The 22413-nt window shown below is 71.0% G+C and carries 16 protein-coding genes; all 16 read left to right on the top strand.

Annotated features, from left to right (window positions below; translation table 11 throughout):
• The first annotated feature begins 50 nt into the window (after positions 1-50).
• Positions 51-1232: an ABC transporter ATP-binding protein gene (locus tag CCN39_RS14705; protein WP_086842345.1), complete on the top strand. Its 1182-nt coding sequence runs from the start codon at positions 51-53 to the stop codon at positions 1230-1232.
• Between the two features lie 38 nt (positions 1233-1270).
• Positions 1271-2023 carry an MlaE family ABC transporter permease gene (locus CCN39_RS14700; RefSeq protein WP_003060268.1) on the top strand — a complete coding sequence of 251 codons (753 nt, stop codon included), beginning with the start codon at positions 1271-1273 and terminating at the stop codon, positions 2021-2023.
• A gap of 3 nt (positions 2024-2026) precedes the next feature.
• Positions 2027-2863 carry an MlaE family ABC transporter permease gene (locus CCN39_RS14695; RefSeq protein ID WP_086842343.1) on the top strand — a complete coding sequence of 279 codons (837 nt, stop codon included), beginning with the start codon at positions 2027-2029 and terminating at the stop codon, positions 2861-2863.
• A complete protein-coding gene (locus CCN39_RS14690; RefSeq protein WP_086842341.1) occupies positions 2860-4185 on the top strand; it encodes an MCE family protein in 1326 nt (441 codons plus the stop codon). Before CCN39_RS14695 ends, CCN39_RS14690 begins: the two co-directional genes overlap by 4 nt.
• Positions 4182-5210 (top strand): MCE family protein, encoded by a 1029-nt coding sequence (locus CCN39_RS14685; protein ID WP_086842339.1) that lies wholly within the window; start codon positions 4182-4184, stop codon positions 5208-5210. Before CCN39_RS14690 ends, CCN39_RS14685 begins: the two co-directional genes overlap by 4 nt.
• A complete protein-coding gene (locus CCN39_RS14680; RefSeq protein ID WP_086842337.1) occupies positions 5207-6193 on the top strand; it encodes an MCE family protein in 987 nt (328 codons plus the stop codon). The genes CCN39_RS14685 and CCN39_RS14680 overlap by 4 nt, the downstream gene beginning before the upstream one ends.
• Positions 6190-7374 (top strand): MCE family protein, encoded by a 1185-nt coding sequence (locus CCN39_RS14675; RefSeq protein ID WP_086842335.1) that lies wholly within the window; start codon positions 6190-6192, stop codon positions 7372-7374. Before CCN39_RS14680 ends, CCN39_RS14675 begins: the two co-directional genes overlap by 4 nt.
• Positions 7371-8546: an MCE family protein gene (locus tag CCN39_RS14670; protein WP_086842334.1), complete on the top strand. Its 1176-nt coding sequence runs from the start codon at positions 7371-7373 to the stop codon at positions 8544-8546. The genes CCN39_RS14675 and CCN39_RS14670 overlap by 4 nt, the downstream gene beginning before the upstream one ends.
• Positions 8546-9811, top strand: a complete 1266-nt coding sequence (locus CCN39_RS14665; protein ID WP_086842332.1) for an MCE family protein — start codon at positions 8546-8548, stop codon at positions 9809-9811. The genes CCN39_RS14670 and CCN39_RS14665 overlap by 1 nt, the downstream gene beginning before the upstream one ends.
• Positions 9812-9847: 36 nt before the next feature.
• Positions 9848-10435, top strand: coding sequence for a hypothetical protein (locus CCN39_RS14660; protein ID WP_086842330.1), 588 nt, complete (start codon positions 9848-9850; stop codon positions 10433-10435).
• An 82-nt stretch (positions 10436-10517) separates the two neighbouring features.
• Entirely contained in the window at positions 10518-11486 is a 969-nt protein-coding gene (locus CCN39_RS14655; RefSeq protein ID WP_086842328.1) for a hypothetical protein, read from the top strand.
• Between the two features lie 104 nt (positions 11487-11590).
• Entirely contained in the window at positions 11591-12568 is a 978-nt protein-coding gene (locus tag CCN39_RS14650) for a Gfo/Idh/MocA family protein (protein WP_086842326.1), read from the top strand.
• Complete coding sequence (locus tag CCN39_RS14645) at positions 12565-13338, top strand: Gfo/Idh/MocA family protein (protein ID WP_086842324.1); 774 nt, start codon at positions 12565-12567, stop codon at positions 13336-13338. Before CCN39_RS14650 ends, CCN39_RS14645 begins: the two co-directional genes overlap by 4 nt.
• Before the next feature lie 201 nt (positions 13339-13539).
• Entirely contained in the window at positions 13540-13755 is a 216-nt protein-coding gene (locus tag CCN39_RS14640) for a DUF5988 family protein (RefSeq protein ID WP_167455088.1), read from the top strand.
• Positions 13756-13787: 32 nt separating this feature from the next.
• Positions 13788-14978: a cytochrome P450 gene (locus tag CCN39_RS14635; RefSeq protein WP_086842320.1), complete on the top strand. Its 1191-nt coding sequence runs from the start codon at positions 13788-13790 to the stop codon at positions 14976-14978.
• A 40-nt stretch (positions 14979-15018) separates the two neighbouring features.
• Positions 15019-22413, top strand: a 7395-nt coding sequence (locus CCN39_RS14630; protein WP_143264039.1) for a type I polyketide synthase, incomplete at its 3' end; no start/stop codon positions are given.

Raw genomic sequence — 22413 nt, 5'->3', positions numbered from 1 at the left:
GCAGGGTGTGGCAGCGGGCGCAATGACGCGGAACAGCTCCTGGAGGTGCGATGGGTGCCGAGGTGGTCATCGAAGGTCTGACGAAGTCCTTCGGTAAGCAGACCATCTGGCGGGACGTCACGTTGACGCTCCCCCCGGGCGAAGTGTCGGCCATGCTCGGCCCGTCAGGGACCGGCAAGTCGGTCTTCCTCAAGTCGATGATCGGGCTGCTCAAGCCCGACCGCGGCCGCTGCGTGATCAACGGTGTCGACATCGTCACCTGCTCCGAGCACAAGCTCTACGAGATCCGGAAGCTCTTCGGCGTCCTCTTCCAGGACGGCGCGCTGTTCGGCTCGATGAACCTCTACGACAACGTCGCCTTCCCGCTGCGCGAGCACACGAAGAAGTCCGAGACGGAGATCCGCCGGATCGTGCTCGAGAAGCTCGACATGACCGGTCTGAACGGCGCCGACAAGAAGCTGCCGGGGGAGATCTCCGGGGGTATGCGCAAGCGCGCCGGCCTGGCCCGCGCCCTGGTGCTCGACCCGGAGATCATCCTGGTCGACGAGCCGGACTCGGGCCTCGACCCGGTCCGCACCACCTACATCTCGCAGCTGTTCCTCGACGTCAACGCGCAGATCGACGCGACGTTCCTGATCGTCACCCACAACATCAACCTGGCCCGCACGGTCCCGGACAACCTGGGCATGCTCTTCCGCAAGGAACTGGTCATGTTCGGCCCGCGCGAGGTGCTGCTGACCAGCGAGGAGCCGGTCGTCAAGCAGTTCCTCAACGGCAAGATGCAGGGCCCGATCGGCATGTCCGAGGAGAAGGACTCCGCCCAGATGGCCGCCGAGCAGGCGATGTTCGACGCCGGCCACCACGCGGGCGGGGTCGAGGACATCAGCGGGGTGCCGCCGCAGATGCAGACGACGCCGGGGGTGGCCACCCGGATGGGTGCCGTCCGCCGCAAGGACCGGGTCATGGAGATCATGCACCGGCTGCCGCCGGCCGCGCAGGAGAGCATCATCGAGTCGCTGAGCCCGGAGGAGCAGCGCCACTACGGCGTGCGCCCGCACCGCGGCCAGCCGCAGCAGGTCGGGGCGCGCCCGCAGGGTGACGGCGTCCCGAACCAGCACCACGGGCAGCTGCCCGCCGACCAGGTGGCCCGGATCCCGGGCGGCGGCCAGCCGCCGAGACCCGGCACGCACCGGATGCCACCACCGCGCGACAACGGGCCAGGTGGCAGGTGAGCTCTCCCGCAACACAGGCGAAGATTCCCGGGATCGGCATGCTCCGCGAGACCGGGAACCTGTTCGCTCTCGGCCTGGACATCGTCCGCGGCCTGTTCCAGCGGCCCTTCCAGCTGCGGGAGTTCATCCAGCAGTCCTGGTTCATCGCGAGCGTGACCATCCTGCCGACGGCCCTGGTGGCCATCCCGTTCGGCGCGGTCATCTCGCTGCAGTTCGGCTCGCTCGCCCGCCAGCTGGGCGCGCAGTCCTACACCGGCGCGGGCTCCGTGCTCGCCACCGTGCAGCAGGCCAGTCCGCTGGTCACCGCGCTGCTGGTGGCGGGCGCGGGCGGCTCGGCCGTCTGCGCCGACATCGGCGCCCGGACCATCCGCGAAGAGATCGCCGCGATGGAGGTGCTCGGCGTCTCCGCGGTCCAGCGGCTGATCGTCCCCCGCACCCTCGCGATGATGCTGGTCGCGCTCCTGCTCAACGGCATGGTCAGCGTCATCGGCGTGCTCGGCGGCTACTTCTTCAACGTCGTGCTGCAGGGCGGGACGCCGGGCGCGTACCTGGCGAGCTTCTCCGCCCTCGCGCAGCTTCCCGACCTCTGGGTCGGTGAGATCAAGGCGCTGATCTTCGGGTTCATCGCCGCCGTCGTCGCGTCCTACCGGGGCTTGAACCCTTCCGGCGGCCCGAAGGGCGTCGGGGACGCGGTGAACCAGTCGGTGGTCATCACGTTCCTGCTGCTGTTCGTCGTGAACTTCGTGATCACCCTGATCTACCTGCAGATCGTGCCCGGAAAGCTGGACTAGCGCATGACGTTCCTCCAGGGCGCCAAGCGCGTCGTCAATCGACCCCTCCAGACGCTGGACACCCTCGGTGACCAGATGTCGTTCTACGGCCGGGCGCTCCTGTGGACGCCGCGGACGCTGCGCCGCTACACCAAAGAGGTGCTGCGGCTGCTGGCCGAGGTGAGCTTCGGCTCCGGCTCGCTGGCGGTCATCGGCGGCACGGTCGGCGTGATGGTCGGCCTCACGCTGTTCACCGGTGTCCTCGTCGGCCTCCAGGGCTACTCGGCGCTGAACTCGATCGGGACGTCGGCCTTCACCGGCTTCCTGACCGCGTTCTTCAACACCCGCGAGATCGCCCCGCTGGTCGCCGGGCTCGCGCTGTCCGCCACGGTCGGCGCCGGATTCACCGCCCAGCTGGGCGCGATGCGGATCTCCGAGGAGATCGACGCGCTCGAAGTCATGGGCGTACCGAGCCTGCCGTACCTGGTGACGACGCGGATCATCGCCGGGTTCGTCGCGGTCATCCCGCTCTACATCATCGGCCTGCTGAGCTCGTACCTCGCGTCGAGACTGGTCGTCATCTACATCTACAACCAATCGGCCGGCACCTACGACCACTACTTCGACCTCTTCTTACCGCCGCAGGACGTGCTCTATTCGTTCATCAAGGTGCTGCTGTTCAGCGTCCTGATCATCCTGTCGCACTGCTACTTCGGGTACCGGGCGACCGGTGGCCCGGCCGGTGTCGGCGTCGCGGTCGGCAAGGCCGTCCGGCTGTCCATCGTCACGGTGTCGATCATGAACTTCTTCATCGGGTTCGCCATCTGGGGAACCGACGTCACGGTAAGGATCGCGGGATGAGGGTGCTCCGGCGCAGGCTGCTCGGCCTGCTGCTCATCGCCGTGATGGTCGGCGGGGTGGCGCTGTCCATCGCGCTCTACGACAAGGCGTTCACGCCGGTCGTCACGGTCAAGCTGCAGGCCGACAAGATCGGCAACCAGCTGATCAAGCAGTCCGACGTCAAGGTGCGCGGGCTGATCGTCGGGTCCGTCCAGGACATCGTCGCCACCGACAAGGGCGCCGAGCTCACGCTCGCGCTCCAGCCGGAGTCCGCGAAGCTGATCCCGGAGAACGTCTCGGCGCGGTTCCTGCCCAAGACGCTCTTCGGCGAGCGGTTCGTCTCGCTGGAGATCCCGAAGGACCCGTCGGCGAAGACCCTCTCCACCGGCGACGTCATCCCGCAGGACCGCACGTCCAGCGCGGTCGAGCTGGAGCAGGCGTTCTCCCACCTGATGCCGGTGCTGCAGGCGGTCCAGCCGCAGAAGCTGTCGGCGACGCTCACCGCGATCTCGACCGCGCTGTCCGGCCGCGGCGACCAGCTCGGCGACACGCTGTCGCAGCTGGGCACCTACATCGGCGAGCTGAACCCGCACGAGCCGGAGCTGCAGCACAACCTCAAGGCGCTCGCGGAGTTCTCCGACCACCTGAAGGACGCGGCCCCGGACCTGGTGCAGAGCCTGGACAACCTGAGCACGACGACCCGGACCGTGGTCGACGAGCGGCAGAACCTGGCCACCCTCTACGGCAGCCTGACCCAGGCCTCGGTGGACCTGCAGACGTTCCTGCAGAACAACAAGGACAACATCATCTCCCTCGTCGACACCGCCCGGCCGACGGCCGAACTGCTGGCGAAGTACGCGCCGGAGTACCCCTGCGTGATCTCCCAGATGGCCGCCAACGTGCCGCTGATCGACCAGGCGCTGGGCAAGGGCACCGACAAGCCCGGCCTGCACGCGACCATCGAGATCATCGTGCCGCGCGCGCCGTACCAGGCGGGCAAGGAAGAGCCGCGGTTCGACGACAAGCGCGGCCCGCGCTGCTACGACATCAAGGACATCCCCAAGCCGTTCCCGTCCGAGCCGCCGGACGGCGCGTTCAAGGACGGCACGCTGCACCAGGCCGCGCCGAAGAGCGTCGGCGAGGGCCTCAACCCGGCCAAGTTCAAGGCCGACGCGGCCGGCAACGGCGGCAGCGGTGGTGACCTGGCCTACTCGACGGCGGAGCAGGGCTTCCTGGCCGACCTGCTCGGCCCGCAGCTGGGCATGAACGCCGCCGACGTCCCGGGCTGGAGCTCGCTGCTCGTCGGCCCGCTGTACCGGGGTGCGGAGGTGACGGTCAAGTGAGGGGCCTGCTCGCGCCGCTGATCAAGCTCGGCATCTTCGTGGTGGTCACCGTGCTGTTCACGACGATCCTCGGGATCAGCATCGCCAACATCAACACCACCAGCACCAACGCCTACAAGGCGCGCTTCACCGACGCGACGCTGCTGCTGCCCAACGACGACGTCCGCATCGCCGGCGTCCGGGTCGGGCAGGTCAAGGACGTCAAGATCGTCGACAAGCGCCAGGCCGAGGTCGAGTTCGAAGTGGACGCCGGGCGGACGCTGCCGGCCGGGGTGACCGCGCAGATCAAGTTCCGCAACCTGGTCGGCCAGCGGTACGTCTCCCTCGGCGAGGGCGAGAACTCCGGCGGCAAGACCCTGCAGCCCGGCGGCACCATCCCGCTGGACCGCACCACGCCGGCGCTGGACCTGACCGAGCTGTTCAACGGCTTCAAGCCGCTGTTCACCGCGCTCAACCCCGAGGACGTCAACAAGCTGTCCTACGAGGTCATCCAGGTCCTGCAGGGCGAAGGCGGCACCGTGGAGAGCCTGCTGTCGCACACGGCGTCGCTGGCCACCACGATCGCCGACAAGGACCAGGTGATCGGCGAGGTCATCGACAACCTCAACTCGGTGCTCGACACGGTCAACGCGCACACCCCGCAGCTCAACGACCTGATCGTCAAGCTGCAGCAGCTGGTGTCCGGCCTGGCCGCCGACCGCAAGCCGATCGGTGACGCCATCGAGAGCCTCGGCACCCTGGCCCAGACGACGTCCGGGCTGCTCGGCGAGGTCCGCGAGCCGCTGAAGAACGACATCAGCGCGCTCGGGAACCTGACGCAGCAGCTCAACAAGAACGAGCCGGAGCTGGAGCACTTCATCCAGTTCCTGCCGACCAAGGTGAGCACGCTGACCCGCACCGCGGACTACGGCTCCTGGTTCAACTTCTACGCCTGTGAGTTCTCCGGGAGCGTGAGCTTGCCGCCACTGATCAACGACGTCGCCCTGCCCCTGCTGCCGGCGAACCGGGCGAGGTGCCAGGGATGAAGTCCTTCCAGAAGCGCAACCCCGTGCCGATCGCGCTGGTCGGGATCGTCGTGCTGGCGCTCGGCTTCATCGCCGCGCTCAACTCCGACGACCTGCCGGTGATCGGCGGCGGCACCACCTACAGCGCCGAGTTCAGCGAGGCCTCCGGGCTGCAGAAGGACAACGACGTCCGGATCGCCGGCGTCAAGGTCGGCAAGGTCAGCGACATCGAGCTCGACGGCGCCTCGGTGAAGGTGTCGTTCAAGGTCAAGGACGCCTGGCTGGGCGACCGCACCAGCGCCGCGATCAAGATCAAGACGCTGCTCGGGCAGAAGTACCTGTCGCTGGACCCGCAGGGCGAAGCCGCGCTGAACCCGGGCACCGGCATCCCGCGGGACCGCACGATGGCGCCGTACGACGTGCTCGACGCCTTCCGCGGGCTCTCCCAGACCGTCGACAACATCGACACCAAGCAGCTGGCGCAGAGCTTCGACACGATCTCGCAGACCTTCGCCAACACCCCGGAGGACGTCCGGGGCGCGCTGTCGGGGCTGTCGAAGCTGTCGGACACGATCGCCTCCCGCGACCAGCAGCTGTCGAACCTGCTGGCCAACACCCGCGAGGTGTCGCAGACGCTGGTCGACCGCGACGCCGAAGTGCAGAAGCTCCTCGACGACGGCAACGACCTGCTCGGCGAGCTGGCCAAGCGCGAGGACGCGATCACCGCGCTGCTGAACGGCTCCCGCGAGCTGGCCACCCAGCTGCAGGGCCTGATCGACGACAACGACAAGCAGCTCGACCCGGTGCTGACCCAGCTCGACCAGCTGACGTCGATGCTGCAGCGCAACCAGGACTCGCTGGCCGAGGGGCTGAAGAAGTTCGCGCCCTTCATCCGCGTCTTCACCAACACCATCGGCAACGGCCGCTGGTTCGACAACTACATCTGCGGCCTGCTGCTGCCGTCGATGGGCCCGATCAACGAAGAGGGGTGCTACACGAAATGAGTGACACCCGCTTCGGGCAGGCCCTGACCAGGGGCTTCACCATCGCGATCGTGCTCGCGCTCGTCGTCGCCGGCGGGATCTGGTGGACCCTCAAGGACGCCGGCCGCAATCACCTGACCGCGTACTTCGCCGGCGCCGTCGGCCTGTACGAAGGCAACAGCGTGCGGATGCTCGGCGTCGACATGGGCACGGTCACCAAGATCCAGCCCATGGGCAACCAGGTGAAGGTCGAGTTCGAGTACGACCGCTCGGTCGCCGTCCCGGCCGACGCGAAGGCGCTCATCGTGGCGCCGTCGCTGGTGTCGGACCGCTACGTCCAGCTGGCCCCGGCCTACACCGGCGGCCCGCGGATCTCCGACGGCGCGGTGATCGGCCTCGACCGCACCGAGGTGCCCCTGGAGGTCGACCAGCTGGCGGCCAGCCTGGCCCGGGTCAGCGAGACCCTCGGCCCCAACGGCGTCAACAAGACCGGGTCGCTGTCGAACCTGCTGAACACCGCGGCGGCCAACGTCGACGGCAACGGCAAGGCCCTGCACGACACGATCACCAAGCTCGGCCAGGCGGCCGGCACGCTGTCCGGCAACAAGGACGACCTGTTCTCCACCGTCGAGAACCTCGGCAAGTTCTCGCAGACGCTGGCCGACTCCGACAAGCAGGTCCGCACCTTCGAGTCCCGGCTCGCCGACGTCAGCGGCTACCTGGCGTCCGAAAAGGACAACCTGGCCGCGACCGTGCAGCAGCTGGGCACCACCCTCACCGCGGTGCAGGCGTTCATCGACCAGAACCACGACCGGCTCAAGTCCAATGTGGACAAGCTGGCCGGCATCACGAAGGTGCTCGTCGACCAGCGCAGCTCGCTCGCCGAGATCCTCGACGTCGCCCCGGTCGGCCTGAGCAACCTGGTCAACACCTACAACGGCGCGGCGGGCACGCTCGACGCCCGGCCGAACCTCAACGAGCTGACCCAGCCGCCGCTGGTGATGATCTGCCGGCTGCTCAAGCAGGTCGGCACCAACAGCATCCCGGACGTGCTCGGCAACGCCTGCGAGAGCATCGCCGGCGTGGTCGACAAGGTGATCCCGCTGCCGTCCGTGGCGCAGACCGTGCAGGCCCTGCAGTCCGGCCAGCTGCCGCCGCTGCCGCTGCCCGTCGCCGGGCAGCTCTACGGAGGTGGCCAGTGAAGAAGCTCCTGACCGTCGGAGCGCTGGTGACGGCGTCCGCGCTGACGCTGTCCGGCTGTGCCTTCAAGGGTATCTACGACCTGCCGCTGCCCGGGGGCGCCGACCTCGGCGACCACCCGTACACGGTGAACGTCGAGTTCCGGGACGTGCTCGACCTGACCCCGCAGGCCGGGGTGAAGGTCGACGAGGTGCCGGTCGGCCGGGTCGAGAACGTCGGGCTCACCAAGGACGGCTGGCACGCGCTGGTGACGCTGCGGGTCAACGGCGACATCAAGCTGCCGGCCAACGCGATCGCCAACGTCAAGCAGTCCAGCCTGCTCGGCGAGAAGTACGTCGAGCTGGCCTCGCCGGGTGCCGACCAGGCCCACGGGAAGCTCGCCGACAACGCGACCATCCCGCTGGCCCGCACGAACCGCAGCGTCGAGGTCGAAGAACTGCTCGGCGCGCTGTCCCTGCTGCTCAACGGCGGTGGGGTCGACCAGCTCAACACGATCACCAAGGAGCTCAACAACGCCACGTCCGGCCGCGAGCCGGACATCAAGGCGTTGCTGGACAACGCGAACCAGCTGGTGACGAACCTCGACAAGCAGTCGAAGAACATCACCCGGGCCATCGACGGGCTGAACCGGCTCTCCTCGACCCTGAACGACCAGAAGGACAAGCTGGTCGGGGCGGTCGACAACCTCGGGCCCGGGCTCGGCGTGCTGGAGCAGCAGCGCGGCCAGCTGGTCACCATGCTGCAGGCGCTGGACAACCTCTCCGGCGTCGCCACCGACACGGTGAACAAGTCGCAGAAGGACCTCGTCGCCGACCTGAAGGCGCTGACGCCGACGCTGCAGAAGCTCGGCGAGGCGGGCAACGACCTGCCGAAGGCGCTGGAGATCCTGCTGACGTTCCCGTTCAGCGACCAGGCCGTCAACGGCGTCAAGGGTGACTACTTCAACCTGTTCGCGAAGGTGGACCTGAACCTGAAGAGCATCGTCGAGAACCTGGGCAACAGCCGGCAGAACGCCCTGTCCGGGCAGCTGCCGCTGGCCGGCCTGACCGGCGGGGTCCAGGGCACGCAGGCCAACCAGCCGCCACCGCTGCCGATCCCCGGCGCCGGGACGCAGTCCGCGCAGTCGAAGCCGGGGCTGGGCAACCTCTTCGGGCTCTTGGGAGGTGCGGGCTGATGCTGATCCGCCGGACGAAGATCCAGCTGATCGCCTTCGTGGTGATCTCGGTCGTCGCGATCGTCTACGCGCTGATCCGGTTCGCCGGGCTCGGCAGCGTGTTCGGCAACGACGGCTACACGGTGAAACTGCAGCTCAACGAGTCGGGCGGCATCTTCACGAACGCCGAGGTGACCTACCGCGGCTACAACATCGGCCGGGTCGGCGAAATGCGGCTCACCCAGACCGGGCTCGAGGCCGACCTGAACATCGACCCGTCGGCGCCGAAGGTGCCCGCGGACCTCGACGCCGTCGTCGCCAACCGGTCGGCGGTCGGCGAGCAGTACGTCGACCTGCGGCCCAAGGCCGACCAGGGCCCGTACCTGGCGGCCGGCTCGGTGATCCCGGCGACCAAGACGACCACCCCGGTCAGCACCGACCGGCTGATCGGCGACCTCGACTCGCTCGCCGCGTCGGTCCCGGTCGACTCGCTGCGCACGGTCGTCGACGAGTCCTACGACGCCTTCCGCGGCACCGGCGGCGACCTGCAGAAGCTGCTGGACACCGCGCGCAGCTTCACCACGACCGCGCAGCAGTACCTGCCGCAGACGATCCAGCTGCTGGACGCCGGCGGCCAGGTGCTGGACACGCAGAACGCCGAAGCGGCGAACTTCGCGTCGTTCAGCAAGAGCCTCAACGAGCTCACCGGCACCCTGAAGAACTCCGACGGCGACCTGCGCAAGCTCATCGGCATCACGCCGCAGGTGGCCGCGCAGGTCAGCCAGGTGCTGCAGGAGTCGGGCCCGGGCCTCGGCGCGCTGACGGCGAACCTGCTGACCACGGCCAACCTGACCGTGACCCGGCTCGACGGCATCGAACAGGGCCTGGTCACCTACCCGGCGCTGGCCGGGGCGGCGAGCAGCGTGGCGCCCGGCGACGGCACCGCGCACCTCGGCCTGGTGCTGAACCTGTTCAACCCGCCGTCCTGCACGAAGGGCTACCTGCCGTACTCGCAGTACCGCACGGGGAACGACCTCTCGGCGAAGCCGGCGAAGGAAGACGCGTACTGTGCCGAACCGAAGGGCAGCCCGATCAACGTCCGCGGTTCGCAGAACGCGCCGTACGGCGGGGTGCCGGTCGCGCCGTCGGACAGCGACGTCTCGGCCAACGCGAACCGGCCGGCCGAAGAGCTGGCCGAGGAGCGGAACACCCGGGGCGTTCCGGGCATCGTCGGCAGCCCCGGCGTCAGCCTGAACAGCCTGGGCTCGCTGCTCGGCCTGTCCTGACGGGGATTTGATGACCGTTACCTACTCTGGAGTGTCATGAGCACGGACGAGCCGGCCCCCTCGGCAGTGGAGGACGTGTCTTCGGCGGAGTCTTCCGGGACGCCGCCGAAGGACCCCTCGCGGACCCTGGTGCTCGGCGCCGGGGCGCTGGCGCTGGCCGCCCTGATCGCCGCGGCGTTCTTCGGCATCCAGTGGTGGGCGGCCGCGGCCGACGACAACGCCGGTCTGGCGGCCTCGCGCGAGGCCGTCGTCAAGGCGGGCACCAACGCGCTGAAGGCCTACACCGAAGTCGACTACACCGACCTCGACGGCTTCTTCGCCCGGCAGAAGGCCGTGTCGGACGACAAGATGGCGCAGCAGATCGACCAGTCGGCGCCGACGTTCCGCAAGGCGCTCTCGGACGCCAAGACGAAGGTCACCACGGACGTCCAGGACATCGCCGTCGAGGAGCTCGACGACCACGAAGGCAAGGCCAGCTTCCTCGCCGCCATCGCCACCACCGTCACCCAGGGGGACAAGAGCAGCGCGAAGCCGTTGCGCCTCGAAGTGTCGATGACCCGGGTGGGCGATGAATGGAAGCTGTCCGGGATCGACAGCGTCCCGCTCGTCGCGGCCGGCCAGTAGCGTCACCTCAAAGGAGCTCGTAGTGCCCCCCTCCCGCCGCCAGCCGCCTCGCAGCACTCCGACGCCGTCGCGGCGTCCCCGCGTGGCCGGGCTGCGCAAGCCCGCGACGGACGAGTCCGCCGCCGAGCGGACCGGCCAGCAGCCCGCCGTCCCGCCCGCCGAGACGCGGAAGCCGCGGCCGCGGCCGGCTCCGCGCCCGGTGCCCCGGCCGGCCGCCAAGCCCGCCGAACCGGTGGAGTCCACCAGCGGGCAGCTCGACACCGCGTCCGCCGAGGACACGCAGGTGTTCGCGGCGGTCGGCACCGAGGAGGACCCCCAGGTCGACGCGCTCACGGGTGAGCCCGCCGACGAGGCGGCCCCGGAACGGCCGGCGCCGCGGCGGAAGAAGCGGGACACCGGGATCGCGAAGCCGACCGAGGAAGCCGAGGTCGCGGTCGCCGCCGCGGACGAGCCGGAGAAGCCCGCGGGCTCGAAGGTGCCGAAGCCGTACCTGGTCGCCGGCGCGCTGGTGCTGGTCGCGCTGGTCCTGGGCGGGCTGGCGTACTGGTTCAAGTCCGAAGAGGTCAAGGTCTCCTCGGCGACGAGCAACACGGCGCTGCTGGACGTCGCGAAGACCGCCCAGGTCAAGGACGCGGTGTCGAAGGCGGCCGAGGCGCTGTTCTCCTACGACTTCAACAACATCAAGAAGACCGAGGACGCGGCGAACGACCTGCTCGCCAACGACGACGTCAAGAACAAGTACAACTCGCTGATGGGCGAGGTGAAGCGGCTGGCGCCGCAGCAGAAGATGATCGTGACGTGCAAGGTGACGCGCGCCGCGGTGATCATGCTGAACGGCGACCTGGCGAAGGTGATGGTCTTCGTCGACCAGACCTCGACCCGCACGGACACGAAGAAGACGACGGCGGGCACGGCCCAGCTCCACCTGAACGCCCAGCTGCAGGGCGACAAGTGGAAGATCACCGACATGGACACCTACAACGCGCCGAAGGTCCCGGCGGCGTCGCAGGCCCCCTCGTCGGCACCGGCTTCCCCGTCGCCGACGAAGTAGCGCTCCCCGAACTACCCACGTTGGTAATGGCTCCCGCCGGGCGGTGTGGGCGAGTCTGATCGGGCTTGGTCCGTGCAGGCGTCGTCCGTGATCGGTGGGAATCCATGCTCGAGGTGGCTCTGATCGGTGCGGGGCTCATCGCCCGGCTGCACCTGGAAGCGTGGCTCGGCGCCGGGGCCGCGGTGCGGGTGTACTCCGCCGACGGCCGGAGCGTCGAGCTGGCGCGGGAGTTCGGCGCGCAGTCCGCCGGGTCCCTGGCCGAGGCGCTCGACGGAGCCGACGCCGTCGACATCTGCACGCCGACCGCGAGTCACCACGAGATCGCCATGACCGCGATCGCCGCCGGCGTGGGCGTCGTGTGCGAAAAGCCCCTCGCCACCAGTGCCGAAGAGGCCGAAGAGATCGTCGCCGCCGCGGAAGAGGCGGGCGTCCGGCTCTACGCGGCCCACGACGTCCGGTTCGCCGCGCCCTACGCGCGGCTGCACGAGCTCGTCGCCGGCGGGAAGCTGGGGGAGGGCGCGATCGGCCGGTTCTCCTTCTCCGCCTACCACCCGCGGCCCTGGACCGGGACGGCCTCCGCGCGCTCGGGCGGCATCCTCACCGACCAGCTGCTGCACGGCGCCGACCTCGCCCACTGGGTCTTCGGGGACGTCGTCCGCGTGCACGCGTGCTACCAGGGCGACATCGCCACCCCGGCGCCCGAAGGGGCCGTCGCCACCGGGACCGTCGTGCTCACCCACGCCGGCGGCGCCATCAGCCAGGTCGTGAGCCGGTGGACCGCGACGCCGCGGCCACCGGTGCGGGTGGCCTTCCACGTCTCGGGCACCGGGGGCACGGTGAGCTACGACTCCGAGTGGCCGCAAGAGGTCCGGGTCGTCGACGGCGGCGCCGAGAACTTCGCCTACGGCGGCCCTTCGGTGTTCGCCACCGAAATGCGCGAGTTCGCCACGGCTTTCGCCGGCGGCCCCGAGCCGCGCATCGGGGCGAAGGACGCGCTGGCCGCGGTCCGGATCATCCACGCCGCCGCCGAGTCCGCGTGGACCGGCCGGGCCGTCGAACTGCCGGTGAGGGGAGCAGCGTGAAGGTCGCCATCCTGTCGTCCACGCCCGAAAACCACGCCAAGGCGATGCGCGGCCTGCCGGACGTCGAAGTCGTCGCCACGGCGAGCTGGGACGCGTTCGAGCCGGTCCTGCGGGCGGCCGAGGCCGGAGCGCGCGTGCTGTGCGAACACCCGGCGGCCGCGAAGGAAGCGGACCTGAAAGCCGTGGTCGACGCCGGCGGCGACCGGCTCACCTTCGTGTCCCCGGCCTGCCACGGCGAGGCGTTCGCCGTGGTGCGCAAGGGAATCGCCGACGGCGGTATCGGTGAGCTGACGACCGTCCTCGGCTCGGTGACCACGACGGCGGACGGCGTGCTGGGTGCCGCCGCGCCGTACCTGCTCGACCTGGCGGACGCCGTCCTCGGCGGTGAGCCGGCACGGCAGGTCTACGCCCAGACCAACATCGTCCTCAGTGGACGGAGTGGGGAAAGCGCGGCGGTGCTCACCGTGCGGTACCACAGCGGGAAGGTCGCGTCGTTCGACTGCCGCCGCAGCCCATCCGCGACGGGCCGGCCCGCCGTCACCTTCATCGGGGACAAGGGGAGCGTGCAGTACGACGCCGGTCCGCGGCTGCTCGACGGCGAGCGGCCGGAACTGGGCGGCGAGGACCTGCATGCCTTGCTGCTCAAGGACTTCCTGGGTGGCGGACCCGGGCCGGACGGCCAGGCCGCCCTGCGGACGTTCCGGATCGTGCAGGCGGCTTACGAATCGGCGCACACCGGGCAGCCGGTCGACCTGCCACCCGGCAGCTGACGTAGCTTCGTTTCGAAGGGGCTTTCTCCTGTGCCACAGGGGAAAGCCCCTTTTCGTCGGGTCCCGCCGGCCGGGCCGGAGGGCCCTACCAGAGTGAGGGATGTCGCCTTGCGGTGGCTCGCCTAGCCTGAATCGAGACTGGAAATGCTGCTCTGTGCTGGGAGATTCCCGAAATAGGTCGACCGAGAGGTGGAGGCCGCGATGAGTGCTACGCAGGTGAAAATTCTGTTGAGCGGTGGACCGGCCGAACTGGCTCTGGCGCACCGCAGCGTCGACGCTGCCGCGCTGGAGAACACGCTCAAGATCCGCCACGGCGCCGGGTACGAGCATTTCGTGCACGGCGGCGAATTCCAGGCCGTCGACGGCTGCGACATCGCGGTCTTCCGCTGGTCGCACCGCACGAAGATCGCCGAATAAGAACCAGCGGATCTCCCACGGGAAAGGTTTCCATGACCGACGCGATTTCCTTCGAGGTGCCGTGGGATCGGACCGACAAGTTCGACCCGCCCGCGGTGTTCGACTCTCTGCGCGAAGAACGACCGCTCGCGAAGATGGTTTACCCGGACGGGCACGTCGGCTGGATCGTCTCCAGCTACGAGCTGGTCCGCGAGGTCCTCAGCGACCTGCGGTTCAGCCACAGCTGCGAAGTCGGCCACTTCCCGGTCACGCACCAGGGCCAGGTCATCCCGACCCACCCGCTGATCCCCGGCATGTTCATCCACATGGACCCGCCCGAGCACACCCGCTACCGCAAGCTGCTGACGGGTGAGTTCACCGTCCGCCGCACCAGCCGGCTGATCCCGCGCGTCGAAGCCGTGGCCGCCGAGCAGATCGAGGTCATGCGGGCCAAGGGGGACACCGCCGACATCGTCATGGACTTCGCCAAGCCGCTCGTCCTGCGGATGCTGGGCGAACTCGTCGGCCTGCCCTACGAGGAACGCGACCGGTACGTGCCCGCGGTGACCCTGCTGCACGACGCGGAAGCGGACCCGGCCGAGGCCGCCGCCGCCTACGAGGTGGCCGGGAAGTTCTTCGACGAGGTCATCGAGCGGCGGCGGCAGCAGCCCCAGGACGACCTCATCAGCTCGCTCGTCACCGAAGACCTGACCCAGGAGGAGCTGCGCAACATCGTCACCCTGCTGCTGTTCGCGGGGTACGAGACCACGGAGGGCGCGCTCGCCACCGGCGTCTTCGCGCTGCTGCACCACACCGATCAGCTGGCGAAGCTGCGGGCGGAGCCGGCCAAGCTCGACGCCGCGATCGAGGAGCTGCTGCGCTACCTGACCGTCAACCAGTACCACACCTACCGCACCGCGCTGGAGGACGTGAAGCTGGAGGGCGAGCTGATCAAGAAGGGCGACACGGTGACGGTGTCGCTGCCCGCGGCCAACCGCGACCCGGCCAAGTTCGGCTGTCCCGCGGAGCTGGACATCGAGCGCGACACCTCCGGCCACGTCGCGTTCGGCTTCGGCATCCACCAGTGCCTGGGCCAGAACCTGGCGCGCATCGAGCTGCGCGCCGGCTTCACCGCGCTCCTGCGGGCGTTCCCCGGCCTGAAGCTGGCCGTCCCGGCCGACGAGGTTCCGCTGCGGCTGAAGGGTTCCGTCTTCTCGGTGAAGAAGCTCCCCGTCTCCTGGTGAGCGTTCTTCCCCTCGTATAGCCGAAAGGATCTGCGGCACAGTGCGCACCGATCTCATCAAGCCACTTCACGTCGCACTCCTGGAGAACGCGACCCGCTTCGCCGGCAAGGTCGCCTTCGCCGACGACCACCGGGCCGTCACCTACGGCGACCTCGAGGCGCGGACGCGGCGGCTGGCCGGGCACCTGGCCGGCCTCGGCGTCCGGCACGGGGACCGGGTCGCGATCTGCCTCGGCAACCGCGTGTCCACTGTGGAGAGCTACTACGCGATCCTGCGGGCGGGCGCCGTCGGCGTGCCGCTCAACCCCGGGTCGGCGACGGCCGAGCTCGAGCACCCGCTGACCGACAGCGGCGCCACGGTGGTCATCACCGACGCCGCCCAGGCGGCCCGGCTGCGGTTCGCGCCGCACGTCGAGCTGCTGGTGACCGGCGACGACGTCCCGGCGGGCGCGCACTCGTACGACGAGCTCGCCGTCACCGAACCGGCCGAGCCCGCCGCGGACGACCTCGGCCTCGACGAGCCGGCCTGGATGTTCTACACGTCGGGGACGACGGGCCGGCCCAAGGGCGTCCTGTCCACGCAGCGCAACTGCCTCTGGTCCGTCGCGTCCTGCTACGTCCCGATCCCGGGGCTTTCGGACGAAGACCGGGTGCTCTGGCCGCTGCCGCTGTTCCACAGCCTTTCGCACATCGCCTGCGTCCTGTCCGCCACCGTGGTCGGCGCCCGAGTCCGGATCGCCGACGGCAGTTCCGCCGACGACGTGATGCGGCTGCTCCAGGCCGAGGACACGACGTTCCTGGCCGGCGTGCCGACCACCTACCACCACCTGGTGCGGGCCGCCCGCCGGAGCGGGTTCTCCGCCCCGAGCCTGCGGATCGGCCTGGCCGGGGGCGCGGTCCTCGGCGCCGGGCTGCGGAGCGAGTTCGAAGAGACCTTCGGCGTCCCGCTGATCGACGCCTACGGCAGCACCGAGACGTGCGGGGCCATCACCATGAACCCGCCGGACGGCGCCCGGGTCGACGGCTCGTGCGGCCGGCCCGTGCCGGGTGTCGGCGTGCGGATCGTCGACCCGGAAACCGAGCTCGAGGTCCCGGCCGGCCAAGAGGGCGAGGTCTGGGTCAGCGGGCCGAACGTCATGCTCGGCTACCACAACAGCCCGGAGGCGACCGCCGCGGCGATGCGCGACGGCTGGTTCCGGACCGGTGACCTGGCGCGGCGCGACGACGCCGGCTACTTCACCATCTGCGGCCGGATCAAGGAACTCATCATCCGCGGCGGGGCCAACATCCACCCGGGCGAGATCGAGGCCGTCCTGCGCACGGTCGACGGCGTCGCGGACGCGGCGGTCGGCGGCGCCCCGCACGACACGCTCGGCGAGGTGCCGGTCGCCTACGTCATCCCCGGGCCGTCCGGGTTCGACGCGGGCGCGCTGATCGAGAAGTGCCGCGAACAGCTGTCCGCCTACAAGGTGCCCGAGCGGATCCACGAAGTCGCGCACATCCCGCGGACCGCGTCCGGCAAAGTCCGGCGGAACCTCCTCGCCGCCGAGCCCGCACAGCTGCGGTACGCCGCGGCCGAACACGAGGAACAGTCCCGGCAGGCCGACGAGGCCGTCGCCGCGGCGCTGCGGGCCCGGCTGTCCGCTTTGGACGAACGCGCGCAGGGCGAGCTCCTGGAAGACCTCGTCCGCACCCAGGCCACCGACGTGCTGGGGCAGCCGGTCCCGGCCGATCGCGCCTTCCGCGACCTCGGCTTCACCTCGCTGGCCATCGTCGAGTTGCGCAACCGGCTGACCGAGCACACCGGCCTCTGGCTGCCCGCCAGCGCCGTCTTCGACCACCCGACACCGGCGGCGCTGGCCGCCCGCGTCCGGGCCGGGCTCCTCGGGATCACGGCGCCGGTCGCCGAGCCGGTGGTGGCGGCCGACCCGGACGAGCCGATCGCGATCGTCGGCATGGCGTGCCGGCTGCCCGGTGGCGTGGCCTCCCCGGAAGACCTGTGGCGGCTGGTGGCCGAGCGCGTCGACGCCGTCTCCGAGTTCCCCGGCGACCGCGGCTGGGACCTCGACAGCCTGATCGACCCGGACCGCGAACGCGCCGGGACGTCGTACGTCGGCCAGGGCGGCTTCCTGCACGACGCCGGCCAGTTCGACGCCGGGTTCTTCGGGATCTCGCCGCGTGAGGCCGTCGCGATGGACCCGCAGCAGCGGCTGCTGCTGGAGACGTCGTGGGAGGCCCTCGAACACGCCGGGATCGACCCGATCGCGTTGAAGGGCACCGACACCGGCGTGTTCTCCGGCCTGATGAGCCAGGGCTACGGAACCGGCGCGGTGGCGCCGGAACTCGAAGGCTTCGTCACGACCGGAGTCGCGTCGAGCGTGGCCTCCGGCCGGGTGTCGTACGTGCTGGGCCTGGAGGGTCCGGCGGTCACGGTGGACACGGCGTGTTCGTCGTCGCTGGTCGCGATGCACCTCGCCGCGCAGGCGCTGCGGCAGGGCGAGTGCTCCATGGCGCTGGCCGGCGGGGTCACGGTGATGGCGACGCCGGGCTCGTTCGTGGAGTTCTCCCGCCAGCGCGCGCTGGCCCCCGACGGGCGGTGCAAGGCCTTCGCGGCGGCGGCCGACGGGACCGGCTGGTCCGAGGGCGTCGGCGTGGTCGTCCTGGAGCGGCTGTCCGTGGCGCGGGAGCGCGGCCACCGGGTCCTCGCCGTGCTGCGCGGCAGCGCGGTCAACCAGGACGGCGCCTCCAACGGGCTCACCGCGCCGAACGGCCTCTCGCAGCAGCGGGTCATCCGCCGCGCGCTGGCCGCGGCCGGGCTGGTTCCGTCCGATGTGGACGTCGTCGAGGCGCACGGGACCGGGACGACCCTGGGTGACCCGATCGAGGCGCAGGCCCTGCTGGCGACCTATGGCCAGGAGCGGGAGACGCCGTTGTGGCTCGGTTCGCTGAAGTCGAACATCGGGCACGCGCAGGCCGCCGCGGGTGTCGCCGGTGTGATCAAGATGGTGCAGGCGCTGCGGCACGAAGTCCTGCCGCCGACGCTGCACGTCGACGAACCGACTCGGGAAGTGGACTGGTCGGCGGGCGCGGTCTCGCTGCTGACGGAAGCTCGTGACTGGCCCCGGAACGGACGGCCGCGCCGGGCCGGCGTGTCGTCCTTCGGGGTCAGCGGGACCAATGCGCACCTGATCATCGAGGAAGCGCCCGCCGAGGAGCTGGTGCCCGCGCCGGAAGCCGCGGTGGTGCCGCTGGTCGTTTCGGCGCGGAGCGCGGCGGCGCTGGCCGGGCAGGCCGAGCGGCTGGCGTCCCTCCTCGAAGGGGACGTCTCGCTGACCGAGGTGGCCGGGGCGCTGGTGTCGCGTCGGGCGGTGCTGGACGAACGCGCGGTCGTCGTGGCCGGTTCGCGCGAGGAAGCCGTGACCGGGCTGCGGGCGCTGAACGCGGCCGGTCCGGGGACGCCGGGCAAGGTCGTGTGGGTGTTCCCCGGCCAGGGGACGCAGTGGGCCGGGATGGGCCGTGAGCTGCTGGACGAGTCCCCCGTGTTCGCCGAGCGGATCGCCGAGTGCGCCGCCGCGCTGGAGCCGTGGATCGACTGGTCGCTCCTCGACGTCCTGCGGGGCGAGGGCGACCTGGATCGGGTCGACGTGCTGCAGCCGGCCTGTTTCGCGGTGATGGTCGGGCTGGCTGCCGTCTGGGAGTCGGTGGGGGTCCGGCCGGACGCCGTCGTCGGGCACTCGCAGGGCGAGATCGCGGCCGCGTGCGTGTCGGGGGCGTTGTCCCTCGAGGACGCGGCGAAGGTCGTGGCCCTGCGCAGCCAGGCCATCGCGGCGGAACTCTCCGGCCGCGGCGGGATGGCTTCGGTCGCCTTGGGCGAGGGCGACGTGGTCTCGAAGCTGGTGGCCGGGGTCGAGGTCGCCGCCGTCAACGGCCCGTCGTCGGTGGTGATCGCCGGGGATGCGGCTGCCCTCGACGCGACCCTCGAAATCCTGTCCGGGGAAGGCATCCGGGTGCGGCGGGTGGCGGTGGACTACGCCTCGCACACCCGGCACGTCGAGGACGTCCGCGACACCCTTGCCGAGACCTTGGCCGGGATCGGTGCGCAGGCGCCGGCCGTGCCGTTCTACTCCACCGTCACGAGCGGGTGGGTGCGCGAAGCCGGGGTCCTGGACGGCGGCTACTGGTACCGGAACCTGCGCAACCAGGTCCGGTTCGGGGCAGCCGCGACGGCCCTGATCGAGCAGGGCCACACGGTGTTCGTCGAGGTCAGTGCGCACCCGGTGACGGTCCAGCCGTTGAGCGAGCTCACCGGGGACGCGGTCGGCACCTTGCGGCGTGACGACGGTGGCCTGCGCCGGCTCCTGACCTCGATGGGCGAACTGTTCGTCCGCGGCATCGACGTGGACTGGACGGCGCTGGTGCCGGCCGCCGGCTGGGTCGACCTGCCGACCTATGCCTTCGACCACCGGCACTACTGGCTCGAACCGGCCGAACCGGCATCGGCCGGCGACGCGCTCCTGGGCACCATCGTCAGCACGCCCGGCTCGGACCGCCTCACGGCCGTCGCCCGGTGGACGCGCCGGACGCAGCCCTGGGCGGTGGACGGCCTGGTGCCGAACGCGGCACTGGTCGAAGCGGCGATCCGGCTCGGCGACCTGGCCGGCACGCCCTTCCTCGCCGAACTGACCATCGACGCGCCGGTGGTGCTGCCGCCGCGCGGTGGCCGGGACTTGCAGGTGCTCGCCGGCGAACCCGGCGGCCGGTCGCGGCGTCCGATCGAGATCTTTTCCCGCGAGGCGGACGGACCGTGGACGCGGCACGCCCACGGCACCCTTGCTCCTCCCGCCGCCGCCGAGGTGACCGAACCGGCGGCGGCGGGAGTCGCCACCGACGTCACCGTCGACGGCCTGCGGGACGCGGACCGGTACGGCATCCACCCCGCGCTGCTGGACGCCGCCGTCCGCACGGTCGTCGGCGACGACCTGCTCCCGTCGGCCTGGACCGGCGTGTCCCTGCTGGCTTCCGGGGCCACGGCCGTGACCGTGACGCCGACGGCGACCGGCCTGCGGCTGACCGACCCGGCCGGGCAGCCCGTCCTGACCGTCGACGCGGTCCGGGGCACGCCGTTCGCGCCGGAACCGGGGACCACCGACGCGCTGTTCCGCGTCGACTGGACGGAAATCCCGCTGCCCACCGAAGCCGCGGCTGACTTCGTGCCGTACGAAGCCACCTCGGCCGAGGCGACGCTCGCCGCGCTCCAGGCCTGGCTGGCGGACCCCGCGGACACCCGGCTGGCCGTCGTCACCGGGGACTGCACCGAACCCGGCGCCGCCGCGATCTGGGGCCTGGTGCGCTCGGCGCAGTCCGAGCACCCGGGCCGGATCGTCCTGGCCGACCTCGACGACCACGCCGTGCTGCCCGCCGTGGTGGCGAGCGGCGAACCGCAGGTGCGGGTGCGCAACGGCGTCGCGTCGGTGCCGCGGCTGGCCCGGGTCGCGGCCCGGCGGGACGCGCGGCCGCTCGACCCCGAGGGCACCGTCCTGATCACCGGCGGCACCGGCACGCTCGGCGCGCTGACCGCCCGGCACCTCGTCACCACCCACGGCGTCCGGCACCTGGTGCTGGTCAGCCGCCGCGGCGAAGCGCCCGAGCTCCACGACGAGCTGACCGCGCTCGGCGCGTCCGTCACCATCGCCGCCTGCGACGTGGCGGACCGGGCACAGCTCGAAGCCGTCCTGCGGGCGATCCCGGCCGAGCACCCGCTCACCGCCGTCGTGCACACCGCCGGCGTGCTGGCCGACGGTGTCCTCACCGAGCTGACCCCCGACCGGCTCGCCACCGTGCGGCGCCCGAAGGTCGACGCTGCCCGCCTCCTGGACGAGCTCACCCGGGACGCCGACCTCGCCGCGTTCGTGCTGTTCTCCTCGGCGGCGGGCGTGCTGGGCAACCCCGGCCAGGCCGGGTACGCGGCCGCCAACGCCGAGCTGGACGCGTTGGCGCGGCAGCGCAACAGCTTCGGCCTGCCTGCCGTCTCCATCGCCTGGGGCTACTGGGCGGCGGTCAGCGGCATGACCGAGCACCTCGGCGCCGCCGACCTGCGGCGCAACCAGCGGATCGGGATGTCCGGCATCCCCGCCGACGAAGGCATGGCCCTGCTGGACGCCGCCATCGGCACCGGCGGCGCGCTGGTCGCGGCCAAGCTCGACGTCGCCGCCCTGCGCGCGACGGCGAAGTCCGGCGGCCCGGTGCCGCCGCTGCTGCGCGGCCTGGCCCCGCAGCCGCGGCGGACGGCGGCCAAGACCGCGTCGCTGACCGAGCGGCTCGCCGGCCTGGACGAGGCCGAGCAGGCTGCCGCCCTGCTGAACCTGGTCCGGCGGCACGCCGCCGAGGTGCTCGGCCACGCCGGCGCCGACTCCGTCCCTTCCGGACGGACGTTCAAGGACGCCGGCTTCGACTCGCTGACCGCGGTCGAGCTGCGGAACCGGCTGGCCGCCGCGACCGGGCTCACCCTGTCCCCGGCGATGATCTTCGACTACCCCAAGCCCCCGGCGCTCGCGGAGCACCTGCGCACCAAGCTCTTCGGCGACCGGGCGCCCCGCGAAGCCGAGATCGGGACCGCCGCGGCCGAGGAGCCGATCGCGATCGTGGCGATGGCGTGCCGGTTCCCCGGCGGGGTGCACAGCCCCGAGGACCTGTGGCGGCTGGTCGCCGACGGCGTCGACGCCGTCACCGAGTTCCCCGCCGACCGCGGCTGGGACACCGACCGGCTCTACCACGAAGACCCCGACCACGAAGGCACCACGTACGTCCGGCACGGCGCCTTCCTCGACGACGCCGCCGGGTTCGACGCCGCCTTCTTCGGCATCTCGCCCCATGAGGCGCTCGCCATGGACCCGCAGCAGCGGCTGCTGCTGGAGACGTCCTGGGAGCTGTTCGAACGGGCCGCGATCGACCCGACCACCCTGGCCGGGCAGGACATCGGCGTCTTCGCCGGCGTCAACAGCCACGACTACAGCATGCGGATGCACCGGGCCGCCGGCGTCGAGGGCTTCCGGCTCACCGGCGGCTCGGCGAGCGTCCTCTCCGGCCGGGTCGCCTACCACTACGGCATCGAAGGCCCGGCCGTCACGGTCGACACGGCGTGCTCGTCTTCGCTGGTGGCGCTGCACATGGCGGTGCAGGCGCTGCAGCGCGGCGAGTGCTCGATGGCCCTGGCCGGCGGCGTGATGGTGATGGGCACGGTCGAGACCTTCGTCGAGTTCTCGCGGCAGCGCGGGCTGGCTCCCGACGGCCGGTGCAAGGCGTTCGCCGACGCCGCCGACGGCACCGGCTGGTCCGAGGGTGTCGGCCTGCTCCTGGTGGAGCGGCTGTCCGAGGCCCGGCGCCGGGGCCACCAGGTGCTGGCCGTGGTCCGCGGGTCCGCGGTCAACTCCGACGGC

This window comes from Amycolatopsis kentuckyensis (assembly GCF_002155975.1).
GTDB classification, from domain to species: Bacteria; Actinomycetota; Actinomycetes; order Mycobacteriales; family Pseudonocardiaceae; genus Amycolatopsis; species Amycolatopsis kentuckyensis.
The sequence above is the reverse complement of the archived record's forward strand: the minus strand, read 5'-3'. Positions and strand labels throughout refer to the sequence as shown.

Bases quoted from the DNA above. Each gene is read 5' to 3' on its own strand.
- CCN39_RS14705 (WP_086842345.1), top strand. From the start codon at position 51: ATGGGTGCCGAGGTGGTCATCGAAGGTCTGACGAAGTCCTTCGGTAAG.
- CCN39_RS14700 (WP_003060268.1), top strand. From the start codon at position 1,271: ATGCTCCGCGAGACCGGGAACCTGTTCGCTCTCGGCCTGGACATCGTC.
- CCN39_RS14695 (WP_086842343.1), top strand. From the start codon at position 2,027: ATGACGTTCCTCCAGGGCGCCAAGCGCGTCGTCAATCGACCCCTCCAG.
- CCN39_RS14690 (WP_086842341.1), top strand. From the start codon at position 2,860: ATGAGGGTGCTCCGGCGCAGGCTGCTCGGCCTGCTGCTCATCGCCGTG.
- CCN39_RS14680 (WP_086842337.1), top strand. From the start codon at position 5,207: ATGAAGTCCTTCCAGAAGCGCAACCCCGTGCCGATCGCGCTGGTCGGG.
- CCN39_RS14675 (WP_086842335.1), top strand. From the start codon at position 6,190: ATGAGTGACACCCGCTTCGGGCAGGCCCTGACCAGGGGCTTCACCATC.
- CCN39_RS14665 (WP_086842332.1), top strand. From the start codon at position 8,546: ATGCTGATCCGCCGGACGAAGATCCAGCTGATCGCCTTCGTGGTGATC.
- CCN39_RS14660 (WP_086842330.1), top strand. From the start codon at position 9,848: ATGAGCACGGACGAGCCGGCCCCCTCGGCAGTGGAGGACGTGTCTTCG.
- CCN39_RS14650 (WP_086842326.1), top strand. From the start codon at position 11,591: ATGCTCGAGGTGGCTCTGATCGGTGCGGGGCTCATCGCCCGGCTGCAC.
- CCN39_RS14640 (WP_167455088.1), top strand. From the start codon at position 13,540: ATGAGTGCTACGCAGGTGAAAATTCTGTTGAGCGGTGGACCGGCCGAA.
- CCN39_RS14635 (WP_086842320.1), top strand. From the start codon at position 13,788: ATGACCGACGCGATTTCCTTCGAGGTGCCGTGGGATCGGACCGACAAG.